This window comes from uncultured Psychrobacter sp. (assembly GCF_947495825.1).
GTDB lineage: Bacteria > Pseudomonadota > Gammaproteobacteria > Pseudomonadales > Moraxellaceae > Psychrobacter.
Genome location: NZ_CANMAH010000001.1, coordinates 392,354 through 407,391, shown reverse-complemented (window position 1 = coordinate 407,391; position 15,038 = coordinate 392,354). Strand labels below are relative to the sequence as shown.

General features: G+C 46.9%; 12 protein-coding genes. 3 read left to right on the top strand and 9 right to left on the bottom strand.

Annotated features, from left to right (window positions below; genetic code table 11):
* Positions 1 to 5: 5 nt before the first annotated feature.
* Positions 6 to 1,142: a glycerate kinase gene (locus tag Q0895_RS01660; protein WP_299185025.1), complete on the bottom strand. Its 1,137-nt coding sequence runs from the start codon at positions 1,140 to 1,142 to the stop codon at positions 6 to 8.
* Positions 1,143 to 1,395: 253 nt separating this feature from the next.
* Positions 1,396 to 2,745, bottom strand: a complete 1,350-nt coding sequence (locus Q0895_RS01655) for a GntP family permease (protein WP_299185024.1) — start codon at positions 2,743 to 2,745, stop codon at positions 1,396 to 1,398.
* A gap of 286 nt (positions 2,746 to 3,031) precedes the next feature.
* On the opposite strand from Q0895_RS01655, the gene cobT reads away from it, so the two are divergent.
* The 3 genes from cobT (at position 3,032) to Q0895_RS01640 (ending at position 5,792) form a co-directional block, all read left to right on the top strand.
* On the top strand, positions 3,032 to 4,108 hold the full coding sequence (cobT, locus tag Q0895_RS01650) for a nicotinate-nucleotide--dimethylbenzimidazole phosphoribosyltransferase (RefSeq protein ID WP_299185022.1): 1,077 nt from the start codon (positions 3,032 to 3,034) through the stop codon (positions 4,106 to 4,108).
* Entirely contained in the window at positions 4,108 to 5,055 is a 948-nt protein-coding gene (cobS, locus tag Q0895_RS01645) for an adenosylcobinamide-GDP ribazoletransferase (protein ID WP_299185020.1), read from the top strand. The genes cobT and cobS overlap by 1 nt, the downstream gene beginning before the upstream one ends.
* Positions 5,056 to 5,228: 173 nt before the next feature.
* Complete coding sequence (locus tag Q0895_RS01640; RefSeq protein WP_299185019.1) at positions 5,229 to 5,792, top strand: histidine phosphatase family protein; 564 nt, start codon at positions 5,229 to 5,231, stop codon at positions 5,790 to 5,792.
* Between the two features lie 7 nt (positions 5,793 to 5,799).
* Here the strand turns inward: Q0895_RS01640 and Q0895_RS01635 are convergent, their stop codons facing one another.
* The 7 genes from Q0895_RS01635 to Q0895_RS01605 form a co-directional block, all read right to left on the bottom strand.
* Positions 5,800 to 6,591 (bottom strand): sterol desaturase family protein, encoded by a 792-nt coding sequence (locus tag Q0895_RS01635; protein WP_299185018.1) that lies wholly within the window; start codon positions 6,589 to 6,591, stop codon positions 5,800 to 5,802.
* A complete protein-coding gene (locus tag Q0895_RS01630; RefSeq protein WP_299185017.1) occupies positions 6,584 to 7,252 on the bottom strand; it encodes a CDP-alcohol phosphatidyltransferase family protein in 669 nt (222 codons plus the stop codon). Before Q0895_RS01630 ends, Q0895_RS01635 begins: the two co-directional genes overlap by 8 nt.
* Positions 7,253 to 7,397: 145 nt before the next feature.
* The gene (locus tag Q0895_RS01625) at positions 7,398 to 8,042 is read right to left on the bottom strand and encodes an ATP-binding cassette domain-containing protein (RefSeq protein ID WP_299185016.1); all 645 of its coding nucleotides are present in this window, start codon (positions 8,040 to 8,042) and stop codon (positions 7,398 to 7,400) included.
* A gap of 62 nt (positions 8,043 to 8,104) precedes the next feature.
* On the bottom strand, positions 8,105 to 9,877 hold the full coding sequence (locus Q0895_RS01620) for an ABC transporter permease subunit (protein WP_299185014.1): 1,773 nt from the start codon (positions 9,875 to 9,877) through the stop codon (positions 8,105 to 8,107).
* Positions 9,874 to 11,193, bottom strand: coding sequence for an ABC transporter substrate-binding protein (locus Q0895_RS01615; protein WP_299185013.1), 1,320 nt, complete (start codon positions 11,191 to 11,193; stop codon positions 9,874 to 9,876). The genes Q0895_RS01620 and Q0895_RS01615 overlap by 4 nt, the downstream gene beginning before the upstream one ends.
* A gap of 52 nt (positions 11,194 to 11,245) precedes the next feature.
* Positions 11,246 to 13,399: a bifunctional TVP38/TMEM64 family protein/FAD-dependent oxidoreductase gene (locus tag Q0895_RS01610; RefSeq protein WP_299185011.1), complete on the bottom strand. Its 2,154-nt coding sequence runs from the start codon at positions 13,397 to 13,399 to the stop codon at positions 11,246 to 11,248.
* A 230-nt stretch (positions 13,400 to 13,629) separates the two neighbouring features.
* Complete coding sequence (locus Q0895_RS01605) at positions 13,630 to 14,826, bottom strand: amino acid aminotransferase (RefSeq protein ID WP_299185009.1); 1,197 nt, start codon at positions 14,824 to 14,826, stop codon at positions 13,630 to 13,632.
* Between the last annotated feature and the right edge of the window lie 212 nt (positions 14,827 to 15,038).

Sequence of the window (15,038 nt, the reverse complement as noted above, 5' to 3'; positions counted from 1 at the left end):
AGGGCTTATCCTATGCGTTGCCCAAGCTTAATAGCCGCTGCAATATTGGCCGCAGTGGTCTCGATACTGTCATAAGCACTGCCTAATACCTTATCTAGGCTATCTAGTTTTTGGATACTGGGCATGACAATGTCAAAGTGACTGGCTTGAGCTGCGGTCAGTTTGTCTACGCTACCGCAAATGGCAATCACAGGTTTGCCGCCAGCTTTGGCAAGTTGGCTGATACCACCTGCGACTTTGCCCATGGCGCTTTGGGCATCGAGCCTGCCTTCACCAGTAATCACCAAGTCAGCGTTTGTAATGTGCGCTTGTAAGCTGACCGCCTCGGCCACGGTATCAAACCCTGATTTAAGATTAGCTCCGCAAAAGCTCATCAAGGCAAAGCCAAGACCGCCTGCAGCGCCAGCACCCGCGACGTCTTGACAGCTTTGATAGCCATGCTGTTCAGATACCTCTCCAAAATGACTTAGTGCCTTATCTAGTAGCGCCACTTGCTCAGGGCTAGCGCCTTTTTGTGGCCCAAAGATAGCACTAGCTCCTGATGATCCGCATAATGGATTGGTGACATCGCAGGCCACTTCAAAGGTGGTATCTTGCAGTTTTGGATGTAGTTGTGAGATATCTAGCTGTGACAGATGAGCAAGCGCACTACCGCCTTGTACCAAAGGCATGCCATCATGATCATAAAACTTAATACCCAGCGCCATTAGCATACCGAGTCCGGCGTCGTTGGTAGCACTACCGCCTAGCCCAATAATGATGCGCTTGACGCCTTCATCCAACGCATCGGCGATCAGCTCACCCACCCCGTAAGTGCTGGTGACTAGCGGGCTGCGCTCATCCGTCGTCAATAAATGCAGACCGCAGGCGTGTGCAATCTCAATCACGGCCGTCTCGTTTTCTAGTAATAGATACTTGGCGGTGATGGGGCGCATAAGTGGATCGTTGACCGTCACTTCTTTCCAGCGTCCGCCCCGTACATAAGAGAGAACCGCAGAGGTGCCTTCGCCGCCATCAGCCATGGGCAGCAGCGTATAGTCAGCATTGGGAAACACCTGACTAAAACCAGACTGAATAGCGCGGCAAACATCCAGCGCTTCTAAGCTTTCTTTAAATGAGTCGGGGGCAATTAAAATTTTCATGTATTTCTCTTTGCTTATCTTATATTTTTTGCTTATATGGTCGATTCATTCTAAAAACGACATAGCGCTACTGGTATAAATGTTATAGTCGATTCTAAATAAAAGAGTCATGTGTTTATTGACCAGCAAGGCCGATAAAAATTTTCTGGCGTGCTGTGCCGTTGCTGACAGAGGCTGCAAAAATTTCTATCAGCCTTGCTATAACATTTTTATATTGAACTGAACATACTTGCATGATTTTATCAACCAGCAATTAAATAAATACCAAGGTCAACAGCCAGATAAAGAGGATGCTGGTCATACCTTGAATGCCGGTCGCCATTGAGTGTGCTTTGTACGCTTGCGCGACACTCATACGGCTAAACTGACTGACAATCCAAAAGAAGCTATCGTTAGCATGCGAGATCGTCATGGCACCGGCGCCAATCGCCATCACACAAAACACGCGGCCAAGCTCGCTGTCGAGACCAATTTGATCCAATAACGGTGCGACCATCGCTGAGGTGGTGACCAGCGCGACAGTGGTCGAGCCTTGTGCGGTTTTTAGCGCAGCCGAGACGATAAATGGCATAAAAATACCCAGCCCCAATGCCGATAGTGTGGTGCCTAAATAGTCGCCAATGGGTGTGACTTTTAGCATAGCGCCAAACGCACCGCCTGCGCCAGTGATGAGCAAGATAGGTGCTGCTACCACGAGACCTTGCGAGATGCTATCGCTAATCTCCTGCGTTTTTTGTTCAGTGTTGATCAGTAAAAACGATAAAAACAGCCCAATAAGCAGTGCCGTCAAAGGATTGCCAATAAAGATGAGGATGTCTGCCAGCGTGCCGCTACCGAATGGCGCGCTTGGGAAGTTGGCAATAGAAGATAAGCAAATCAAGACGATAGGCACGATAATCGGCAAAAACGCCATCGTGGCAGACGGCATACTGCCATAATCATCGCGTGTTTTGATATTGTCAGGCATTGTCGCTGCGGGTGCACTTGTATTATCAGGCGTGACATTCAAAAAACGATTGGACCACCACCAGCCTGCCAATACCGCAACCGCTGTCACTACCACGCCGACCATGATGACCAAACCTAGATTGGACTCTAAGCCCAAGTTACCCGCTGCAGCAATGGGCCCTGGGGTCGGCGGCACAAAGGTATGAGTGGCGTATAGACCAGTTGCTAAAGCAATACTCATCGCCACGCTAGATACTTTTAAGCGCTCGGCCAAAGACTCTTTTAATGAGTTTAAAATAATATAACCTGAGTCACAAAATACAGGGATTGAGACGACAGAACCGACGATAGACATGGTCAAAGTTGGGAAGCGTGGCCCCAAAACCTTGATGACAGACTCCGCCATCACAATGGCAGCGCCGGTCTTTTCTAGGATAAGCCCGATGATAGTACCAAAAACAATGACCAGACCAATATAGCCTAAGATACCACCGAAACCATCAGAGATAGTCTTGGCAACGGTGTTGAGCGGTACTTGATAAAATAGCGCGACCAAAAAGGCAGATAGGATCAGCACTAAAAAAGGATGCCATTTTAGCTTTGCGGTGGCAAAAATAATAAAAAGAATGGTCAGCACAAGCCAAAATACAATCATTACTGTCTCTACATAATAGGGTGGATATCATCACGGCTTGTGTCGCTGGTTATGCTCGTGCTTGTGTCAGTGCTGATATGCTTATCAGCAAGCATCTGCCATCAAGCAAAGCCATCATAGAACAACAGCAGTCATGATATGAGTTTTTAAAGGCGCATATTCTATAGCAAATACAGGCAGCGAGGAAATTTATTTAACACAGCAGGCGGTATCAACTGCCTTTGGTTATGCCAAAAACCCCATACTCTGCTAGTATGTCTCTTTGTTTAATAGCATCGACATTAGGATGACTGCCTTGACTATCTTGCCCACCTTTACTGCCCCAACCATTGCCACAATAGAAAATAACGAGCTACGCCAACAGCTACAGCAAATCATCGACCTCAAAACCAAACCACGTGACGCGCTGGGTCGTTTAGAGTCGCTGGCGCTGCAAATCGGTATGATTCAAGGGACGACGAGGCCGCAGATTTATCAGCCGCAAATTCGAGTGTTTGCTGCCGATCACGGTTTGACCAAACATGGCACCTCAGCTTATCCAAGTGCTGTCACCGCGCAAATGGTCTATAATTTCTTGCAAGGCGGCGCGGCGATCAATGTGTTTGCCCGCCAGCATAATATCGAGCTAAAGGTCGTCGATGCGGGAGTGGATGCAGACTTTGCCAATTCTCCTTTTAAAGACCATCCGCAGCTGCTCGATTATAAAGTTCGATACGGTAGCCGAGATGCCATGAGCGAGCCTGCCATGAGCGAAGCGGAGTGCATCGCTGCTCTAAACAATGGTATAAAAGTGGCTAAAGGCCTGGCAGGTAATTTGCTCATCGTCGGTGAGATGGGTATTGGCAATACGTCGGCGGCGAGTCTGTTACTGGCACGCTTGGGTGAGGTGTCGATTGCGGATTGTATCGGCCGCGGTACAGGACTTGACGATGCAGGACTACAGCATAAGACAACAGTTTTGACCCAAGTATTGCAGCGGCATAAAAACGCACAGACGCCATTAGAAGTACTGGCGGCATTAGGCGGGCTTGAGATCGCTATGATGGCAGGGGCGCTGATTCAGGCCGCCAGTGAGCACCGTATTTTATTAATTGATGGTTTTATTGCCAGTAGTGCATTATTGGCTGCCGAGCATCTAGCGCCAGGTGTCGCGCAGTATGCCATTTTTGCCCATCACTCGGTCGAGCCAGGGCACGCGCATTTATTAAAACGATTAAATGCTGAGCCACTACTCAATATGGGTATGCGTTTGGGCGAGGGTAGCGGGGCTGCGCTTGCTTATCCGCTATTGCAGTCCGCTTGCGGCTTTATAAACGAGATGGCAAGCTTTAGCGATGCTAGCATCAGTGAGCAAAACAGCTAATGTCAAAGTTACTAAACAAGCCACCAAACCAATTGCCAAACCAGTCAGTAAATCAGTCATCGGAGCAACCAACACAGCAGTCAGCAAACGCGCCTTCAGATCGATCAGCGCCGTCACAGCAGCTTGTCGCGTCGCCAAGCATTGGTCAATGTATCAAACAAGAAGGCATACTGTTACTGGTTGCAGTACAGTTTTTGACGCGCCTGCCGGTGCCCGCGTTTAAAACCTACGATCCGCAGTGGTTACACCAGAGTAGTCGTCATTTTCCCGCCGTTGGTTTGCTCGTTGGGCTGCTTTGCGCTGGTGTGTTTTGGCTGGCCAGTTTGCTGTTTACGCCTTTGGTCGCGGCGGTGATAAGTACGGTCTTTGGGGTTAGGCTGACTGGCGCCTTTCACGAAGACGGTCTTGCCGATAGCTGTGATGGACTGGGCGGTGGTCTGACCCGCGAGCGCACTTTAACGATTATGAAAGACTCACGTTTGGGCACATACGGCGTGTTAGGTCTGGTGTCGGCGCTATTGATTAAGATTTCTTTATTAGCGTCCATGCCGTCATCGGTGGCTATCGTCGCGCTAATTCTTGCTCATACCGCATCGCGCTTATTATGTATCAGTTTGCTTGCGCTATTGCCGTATGGCGGCGAAGTCGAGCATGCCAAGGCTAAACCGATGGCGCAGCAGTTGACACCGCTACAAGGGTTTTTCAGTAGTGGTTGGCTATTGGTAGCAGGCGCGCTCGTTGTCTTCTTGTTGCCGAGCACAGTGCAGCAGATTGGTCTGAACCAATGGATAGTAGCGCTGATATTGGCATTGCTGGCGACAGACTATATGCGCCGCTTATTACGCAGGCGGTTAGATGGCTATACGGGTGATGGGCTAGGGGCGACACAACAGCTGAGTGAAGTTGCCATTTATGCTGGGCTGGCTGTTTCTATACCTTTTGTCTAAAGTATATAGTCAGTCCTAAATGAAAAGAGTACAAGTATTATGACGCGCTACTGGTATAAATTTTCCTTGCTTGCTGTGCCTACGCAGACAGATGCTACGAAAAATTCATCCCAGTAGCACTGTGTTTATTTTATGGTGAATTGACTATAAAAAAACAGGAGGCGAATCAAGCAATGACGCTTTATATTTGGCGGCATCCAAAACCCATGGCCACTGACGGGCGCTGCATCGGCCAGAGTGATGTGGCCGTCGATATGCGCAAATTAAAACGTCTGGCACATCGTATCGAGCGTTTTGTGCGGCGGCATCAGCTGCCAAAGGTGATCTGGGTAAGCCCGTTACAGCGCTCACTCAAAGTCGGGCAGATATTAGCGCAGCGCGGTTTTGCCTGTCATGTCGCCCCTGAGCTCGCTGAGATTAATTTTGGTAAATGGGATGGCCAAGATTGGGTGCAAATCGCCAAGCAAGAAATCGATGACTGGTGTGCTGATTTTGCTCACTTTGCCCCCGATGGTGGTGAGAGCTTGCAGCAGCTATTTGAGCGTGTTGAAGGCTGGTTAAAGATAGTCTGGGCAGAGCAAAACGGCCTCGCGCCCATACTCGCTATCGGGCATGCGGGCTGGATAACTGCTGCAAAAATACTCGCCGCTGGTCACGAAGTACCCAAAATAGCAGCAGATTGGCCAGCTTCAGTGACGTATGGAGAGTGTAGTTATTTGACGCTTTCAGGCATTTAGCTATGGCTCACTTATTTCTAAACGGCATAACCAATAATCCCCATAGTAAGGCGTTTTGTTTGGGTGAGGGATATTCTTTTAGCCCAATATCTAGCTCATCATCAGGCTTCTGCGCCGCGCCTTTATAACTACCAAAGATCCAATCCCACCAAATGACACTAAAGCCATAGTTTGAGTTGGTTTCACTGACGCGCTGGCTGTGGTGAATACGGTGCAAAATCTGCGTCATCAATATCAGACGTGCCGGTTTTTCGATCGCAGGTGGCAGGCGAATATTGGCATGATTAAACATTGCCAAGCCATTTAGCGCAATCTCAAATATCAGCACTGCAATGGCAGGAACGCCCAATAAGCTGACGGCAACGAGCTTCACTAAAATGCTTAAGACAATCTCAATGGGATGAAACCTTAAGCCTGTGCTGGCATCAATATGCGCATCGGCGTGATGGACTCGGTGCAGCCGCCAAAGAATAGGTACGCGATGAAATAATCGGTGCTGCCAGTAAATAATAATGTCGAGCAATATTAAGCTTAATACGATAACGACGATGCTTGGCAAATCGATAATATTAAATAGACCAATTCCATGCTGCTGATTATAAAGTGCCACCGCTGTCAGCCCAACTGGCACGGCTAGACGAGCGATGACTGATGATACAAACACCAAGCCAAAGTTGGCAAACCAGCGTGTACGGCTTTTAATGGGCGCGGTGCGGGCAGGTATGCGCCACTCAATCAGCATCATAATGACTAAGATGCTGAAAAAAAACCCAAGACGCCACCATACTTCGTTAGTCATTGCTTACCTCTTGAGGGTTTAAACCAGCTGAGCTGCTAACATCAGCCTCTAGCTGTTTAAGGGTATGATAACCACCATAAATACGGGTAAAAATCGTAATCGCGCAGGCCGTTGCAAAGATGCTAGCGAGTAATTCAAAGTGCTGCGGCCAGATGCAAAAAGCGATAAACAGCGCGATGGTTTCGGTGCCTTCTGTCAAACCGTTTAAATAATAAAAACTTTTATATTTGAACTGTGGTCTATCCAGTTTAAACTTTTCTGCGGCAATCGCAAAGGCTAAAAAGCTAGAGCCTGTGCCGATAAATACGGCAAGTAATAACGCACCTGCAATGGCGTTTTGTTCAGGATTGGCCAAGATAAATCCAAGTGGTACCGCTGCATAAAATAAAAAGTCGAGTGTAATGTCTAAGTAGCCGCCTGCGCTTGAGCTTTGCTGTGCATGGCGGGCGAGAGCGCCATCAAGACCATCAAAAATACGATTTAATATAATGGCTGCTAGTGCGCCATACCACAGCTCAAACGCCAGCAGTGGTAACGCTAATATGCCGATTAAAAAGCCCACCACTGTGAGCTGATCAGCGGTGATACCGCGCTTGTGCAAGACAACGACCACAGGGGCGAGCATTGGCTTAATCATGGGCGTAAGAAATTTGTCTAGCATGTGCGTGCCTTTTGTATGGTAAATTCTAAATAAAATCGATACGCTAATATCTGCATGCTACTGGAATGAAGTACCGGTTTTAAAGTGAATCAGCGATATTCTGTTTTGATGTCTAAGTTTCGAATCTAAAAGCATAGGCCTAAATTTATAGGTCTAAATGAATCACTTTGCCCTTTGCAGCCTCAGCATCGCTATGGTCGTGGGTGACCATGATAGCAGGGAGTTTATGGGTGCGGATTTGCTCAAATACCAATTGGCGCGTATCTACTCGTAGCTGGGTATCGAGCTTACTAAACGGCTCGTCTAGCAGTATCGCTTTTGGCTCGCTCAATAGCGTTCTAAGTAGCGCCACTCGTGCTTGTTGCCCGCCCGATAAATTATCAGGATGACGATCTTCCATGCCTGCTAAACCTACTTGTGCCAACGCCTGTTCTATTTTTTCACGGCGCTGTTTTTTATTGCTGTTTTTACTGCCTTTAGGCATCGCAAAAGCAATGTTGCCCGCTACCGATAAATGTGAGAACAGTAGGGCATCTTGATACAGTACCCCAATATGGCGCAGGTGCGTCGGCAGATGGCTTACATTTTTATCATTTAACCAGACCTCGCCAGTAGCGGTAAAACCATTTGGCAAAGTACCTGTTAGCCAATTTAACAAGCTTGATTTACCGCTGCCAGAGGGTCCCATGACGGTCAGTATCTCACCACCAACAATCTGCTCATCTAGGCTGAGCAATAGCTCGCCTTGTCGATATAACTGTAAGTCTTTTATCTGTAACGATGATTGCATCAAGAACCCTTTTTTGCGTTTTTAACGATTGAATTTTAACGTCTGGATTAATGTCTGGACTTCTAACGACCACCACTTTTAAAAAAATACTTCGGCAATACCCACGCCAATATAAAGCCAATTAGCGGTAGCGCCATTTGGATGATGGCATACACCGCACTGGTGCGCCTACTGGCACCATTGGCAAGAGTCACCGCTTCAGTGGTAATGGTGGCGATACGTCCGCCACCTGCGAGCAGCGTCGGCAAGTACTGACCAAAGCTAATGGCTAAACCAAGGGCAATGGCAATCAAAATCGGTGCAAATAGCTGGGGTAGTTTGACCTGCAAAAATACTTTGGCAGGAGTTGCACCAAGGCTCGCGGCTACATGAGAAAAACGCGGGTCTAGACGCCGATAGCTGCTGGCAAGCGATAAAAACACATAAGGCAGCACAAAGAGCAGATGGGTAAACGCCACATTAAAAAACGCCGTTTGGTTATTCACCAGTTGCTGTAACCAAACTAAACCAAATAAAAAGGCAATGCTCGGCACTAACAGCGGCAGATAAATAATAAAACTGGTCAATGTTGAAAGTGGTTTTTTACTTAATTGCTCAGCTTCTAGACATAATAAAGTCAGCACAATGGCAAATACGGTGCTTACGATACCGATTGCAATGGTATTAAATAATGGCGTACCCATTTGCGTAAAGGCACTTTGAAAATGTAATAACACAAGCTGCTCTGGCAATGCAGCTGGAAAGCGCCAAAAACCAGCCACAGACCACATGACCAGACCAATGAGCGCCAGCAAAATAAAGCCAACCACCACAGTGGTAAGCGTGGCGGTGATTTTTTGCCAGAGTACATCGGCATAGTGGCGCTTACCATTTATCAATATGCCATTAAAGCAAGCTTTTATCGCTTTTTCGCTACCAAGCCACAAGGCGATTAAGCCGCCTGTCAATGCCAATTGTAATAACGCGCCTGCCGAGGCTTTTATACGTAGGTTTAAGTCCACATCGTTAAACCATTGCATGATAGTAACCGCCAGCGTCGGCGGCGTGTTTGGACCTAATATCAATGGCATCTCGACACTGGCACTGGCATAGGCCAGCACGGCTAAGATAGGCAATCGCAGCAAAGGATAGAGGACAGGGAGGACGGCTTTAAAAAAGGCAGTGATGGGATAATAACCGAGATTGAGCGCAACTTTATATTGTTGGCGCAGCTTTTTACCCAGCTCTGGCTGTGCCAAAGCCCCTAATGCCATGAGTAATAAAAACGGCAGCTCTTTTAAGGTTAAACCTAAAATAATACTGATGCCGTAGGGGTCATGTGGCAACATACCGCCTGGTGCCAACTCCCAGCCGCTTAGCCAAGGTGAAATAAGCCGTGAAAACATACCAGAAGGCGCAATTAAAAAACCAACCGCAATGGCTGCCGCTGCATGAGGAATGACTAAGATTGGACTCAGTAATCGCTCAATACGGGTCAACCAAATGCTATTAAAAAAAGCTGCCAGTATCATTAAGGCCATGACAAAAGCGAGTAACGTGCTGATTAATCCAGTGGCGATGCTAAGCGCGACCATTTGGCTAAGACCGGGCGTCTGCCAAAGTTCATGAAAGCCTTGTAGACTAATGGTCGTTTGCTCAAGTGCAGGCAGCCAGCTAAAGGCAGGTAACAACACACTGAGCAAACCACCGAGCACGGGTAATATCAGCAGTAGCAATAAAAATTTTGGACTTAAAGATACAACGCCCGTAAAGATGCGCGTAGATAGGTCTGTCTGATAAGGCGCTGTCGTTTTCGTATTTGCATCAGCCGTTTTATTATTAGAATCTTTACTCATGGGCTGACCCCATAACGAGCCTGCCAGCCTTCCATAATGGCATCAACCCAGCTCGGATGTGGTTCACTTACGGTACGTTTTATCGCATCAACCGGTAGGGCGCTCGGATGCTGTTTGTTAGTCTTGAATAGCGCTTGTTGTTCAGGGTCGAGCGTTGATTGCACGAGTACGGTTTTATCACCCCACACAGCAGGCGTTTGCTTTCTAGCTTGTGCTTCTGGGCTTAGCAAGAAGTTTGCCACCAGCTGCGCCGCTTGCGGATGGCTGGCGTTATAAGGAATGGCTACAAAATGGGTGTTGCTTAAGCTGCCATCGCTCATCGCATAGCTACGAATACTTTGGGGTAAATCATACCGCTGTACGGCCGCTGGCACTTCCGGTGCAGAAAAGGTAAAGGCTAAACTCAGCTCGGTATCATCGACCAAGCGCCGCATGTGCGCGCCCGTTTGCACAAATTGCTCACCTTTGCGCCATAGCGTTGGATGCAAATCATCGAGAAACGTCCATAGCGGGTCTAACACTAAGTATGTATTTTGCTCAGTAGCTGGCAGGTTGAGCTGTGCTTTGGTATTTTCGCCTGTGCTCGCATCTTGATTTTCGTGCAGCATGACTAAAGCGTATTTTAAAAAACTCATACCCAAAAAATCAGGCGGCTTTGGGTAGCTGAAACGCCCGGGGTTTTGCGCTGTCCAATTGACTAGCTCATGTAAAGTGGTTGGTGGCTTGTCGGTCGATAAGCTGTCGTAATAAAAAGTCAGTGAGGCTTGCCCCCATGGCACTTCCATACCATTGGTCGGTACACCAAAATCAAAGTTAACGGCAGGATTATTCTCTGGATCGGTCAAGGCAAAATTTGGCAGCTTGTTCGCCCATTGTTTCAGTAATAGTGAATTCTCGCTCATGGTGGCAAAGTTGGCGCCATTTATCCAGATGAGATCCACGCTGCCTTTGTCGTTATTGTCGGCAGACTTTTCCGCAAGTACACGGCTGACGGCTTCACTGGTGTCGCTCAATTTGACATGAACCAAATTGATATTATATTTGTCATCGACTTGCTTGGCCGCCCACTGTAGATAGGCATTGATCTGAGGGTCACCGCCCCAGGCATAAAAGTAGACGTCTTGATTGCTACCTTGCGCCTCTATTTGCTGCCAAGATGATAAATTTTGATTAAGGTCATCGGTAGTGAGTGAGGCAGTGCTGGCGGATATGCTTGAAGAAATAACCGTACAGACGCTAAGCGCCATAGCATAGGCGCTATAGCGGCTTAAGTTTTTTAACGTTGGCATAGCTGGTAAAGATTTAATAACGTACATTTAAGTTTCCGTTATGATGATATATTTTCAGCGCAATTGATAAAAAATCTACCTAACCTCGACGCCATGTATGGTATTTCTCAAGTAAGTTTAATACCGTTTCAGGCGCATGATTGCGTTTCCATTCGCCAGCCGCGTATTTATTACCCTCCGCCCATGTCGGGTACATATGAATGGTGCCGAGTATTTTATTCAACCCTAAACCGTGTTTCATCGCTAATATAAATTCCGGCATGATATCCCCAGCATGCTCAGCGACGATGGTCACGCCGAGTATTTTATCTTTGCCTTTTGGCGTAACCACTTTGATAAAGCCATCGTTGGCGCTTTCCGTCACCGCCCGATCTAAGTCTTTAAAGTCGTAGCGGGTGATCTCAAAGTCGATACCTTTTTCAATAGCCTCTTGCTCATTTAAGCCCACGCGTGCGACTTCTGGATCAATAAAAGTCGTCCACGGAATCACGCGGTAATCGACTTTAAACTTCTTTAGATGCCCAAACAAACCGTTTACGGCGGCGTACCATGCTTGATGGGAGGCAACGTGAGTAAATTGATAAGGGCCGACGACATCGCCAGCAGCGTAAATATTGGGATAGAGGGTTTCTAGATAGTCATCGGTCTCGATGGTACGTTCAGTTTCTATTCCTAAAGCTTCGAGACCATAACCCTCTAAGCGCGCACTACGCCCAACGGCGCAAATTAACTCGTCATACTCAATATCAATTTCTGCCTCATTGTGTTTCACCACAATATATTTTTTGTCGTCACGTACCTCGCAGCGCATTGCTTGATGCGAGGTTAAGACATTCACGTCACTCTCAGTGAGTGCTTTTTGCGCAAATTCTGAGACTTCCACGTCTTCTTTTTTCATTAGACGCGCGCCTCTCTCGATTTGGGTCACATTGGAGCCTAAGCGTGCAAAGGCTTGCGCCAGCTCAGAACCGATGGGCCCGCCACCAAGCACCACCAGTTTTTTTGGTGCTTCATCAAGCTCGGTAAATTTGTTCCATATAGTATCACTGGTCACATAGCCGGTCTCTTCCAAACCTGGCAAGTCTGGTACAAACGGCCGCGCGCCAGTAGCGATAACGATGGAGCGTGCGGTTAGTTTTTGCGTGCCGCCATCGTTTAGCGCAATCTCCACTGTCCACGGATTGATAAATTTGGCATAGCCTTTTAATACTTCGACGCCCAAGTCCGTATAACGCTCGACGCTGTCATTTGGCGCGATATCAGCGATAACTTGATGGATACGGCTTATGACATTTTTAAATGAAAACGCTGGTGGCGTATTGTCCAAACCATAACGCTCAGCGTGGCGCATCTGTTCGGCGACTTTCGCGCTTTTGATCAAGGCTTTACTGGGTACACAGCCATAGTTTAAGCAGTCGCCGCCCATTTCGCCCGCTTCGATTAAGGTCACTTTTGCTCGGACGGTCGCCGCGATATAGCTGGTGACTAGCCCGCCAGCACCAGCGCCAATCACAATCATATTACGGTCGAATTTTTTAGGTTTGCTATAGCTTTTATAGACGCGGCGTTTTTTTAGCATAGTTAATATCCCTTTTGCGATAAGTGGAAAAAAGCCTAATAATGCAAATGAGACAATCAAATTAAACGATAAAATCCCTGACAGACTGTCAATTTGCGCCAGTTGCGTACCGGCATTGACGAACACAAAAGTACCCGCAAGCATACCAACTTGGCTAACCCAGTAGAATGTCCACGCTCTAATAGCGGTGACACCCATGAGTAAGTTGATTAAAAAGAACGGAAATATCGGCACGAGGCGCAAGGTGAATAAGTAAAACCCGCCTTCTTTTTCCACGCCAGCATCAATGGCTGCTAAGCGCTCAGGAAAGCGCTGCTTAATCGTATCACGCAGCAGATAACGTGAAGCCAAAAACGCTAAGGTCGCACCAATGCTAGAGGCAAATGAGGCGACCAATAAGCCTTGCCATAAGCCAAATAATGCCCCAGCTGCCAAGGTCAAAATAGCGGCACCCGGTAAGGATAGGGCGGTGACGATGACATACAGCAAAAAGAACCCACCGATAACGAGTAGTGGCGATTGCGCTTTATAGTCGTTAAATTGCGCCATTGACCCTTTTAAGCCATCAAGCGTCAATAATTGATTTAGGTCAAAATAAAAAAAGCTTGCCGCTAATATCAATATTAACAGTATTAAAAATATTCTTTTAATCATGAAAGGTCCGGCTAATTAGTGGGGCAAAGTTAAATATCGAATTATTGACAGCTAAGGTATAATTTAATTGTTTTTGAGCGATTGCTCAATATCGTATAAGCGTAACATATTACCGCTTTCTAGTTATATAATTTTTTGGACTATCTTTGATTAATGTCAAAAAATATCAATAAAAAAAAGCTGAGCAAGCGCCCAGCTTTTTAAATTTATTCATAAATTGTGTTAAAGAGTTAATCTTTTAATACTTCTGCCATCGCATTGGCTACATAGTCGACATTGTCTACATTTAAGCCAGCGACGCACATACGTGAGTTGGAAACCATGTAAATACCAAACTCGCTTTGCATACGCTCAACTTGTTCAGGTGTCAATCCTGTAAAGCTAAACATGCCGTTTTGATCGGTCAGGTAATCAAAGTTACGGTCAGGAATTTTGGCCTCTAGTACAGATTTAAGCTTCATACGCATGGCTTTAATACGATCACGCATGCCATAAACTTCACCCACCCACTGCTCATGTAAGGCTTCGTCATTCATCACGATATCGACCACACGTCCACCGTGTGATGGTGGGCTTGAATAAATACGGCGCACCATAGAGGTCAGCTGACCAAAGACGCGCTCGGCTTCATCGGTAGTCGGACAAACCACTGATAGACCACCGACACGCTCGCCATATAGCGATAAGTTTTTGGAAAATGAGTTACTGACAAACAGCGGTAGACCCATATCGACTGCCTTACGAATAGGGTAAGCGTCGCGGTCTATATCTTCGCCGAAGCCTTGATAAGCGATATCCATAAATGGAATCAGCTCACGCTCTTGAACGACGTTTAGCACTTTATCCCATTGTTCTTTGGTCAAGTCCACACCCGTTGGGTTGTGGCAGCAAGGATGAAGCAAAAGAACATCGTCTTTATTTAATGTCTCAAAAAACGCAATCATCTCATCGAATTTAATGCCACCAGTGGCTTTGTCGTAGTAGGGGTATTTGCCAACTTCGACGTCACTGCCCTCAAAGATAGCAATATGGTTGCCCCATGTCGGGTCGCTCACATAGCACTTAGACTGCGGGAACCACTCGTGGATAAATTCAGCGCCCACTTTTAATGCGCCAGAGCCGCCAATAGTGGCGATGGTAGCGACAAGACCGTCGTTTAAGATTTGGGCATCTTTACCAAATAGCAATTCTTGGCAACCTTTACGATGACCTGGCAGTCCTGCCATGGGCAGATAAGGACGCGGAGAGATAGGGTCTGCGATACGCTGTTCGGCAGTCTTCACACATTCAAGTACTGGCATTTTGCCATCTTCGTCATAGTACACACCCACGCCCAAGTTTACTTTATTGGGATTGCTGTCTTTTGCAAACTTGTCCATCAGCCCCAAGATTGGATCACCCGCGTAGTAGTCGATACGTTCAAACATCTTTTTTCCTTACAAGAATAAAATAAAGCACAAGAATAGACACGAAGCCGCCAAAAAGCATAAACCAGATTGGCAATTAACTCAACGATAGTTTCAATCATATTGATTAATTAACTGATTAGCTAAGCTATTTGATAATTCACACGCGTTTTGTGCTGATGACATGGCTAATAGCTATTCAAAAATAGCGCTTAAAAATAGCAATAAAATCA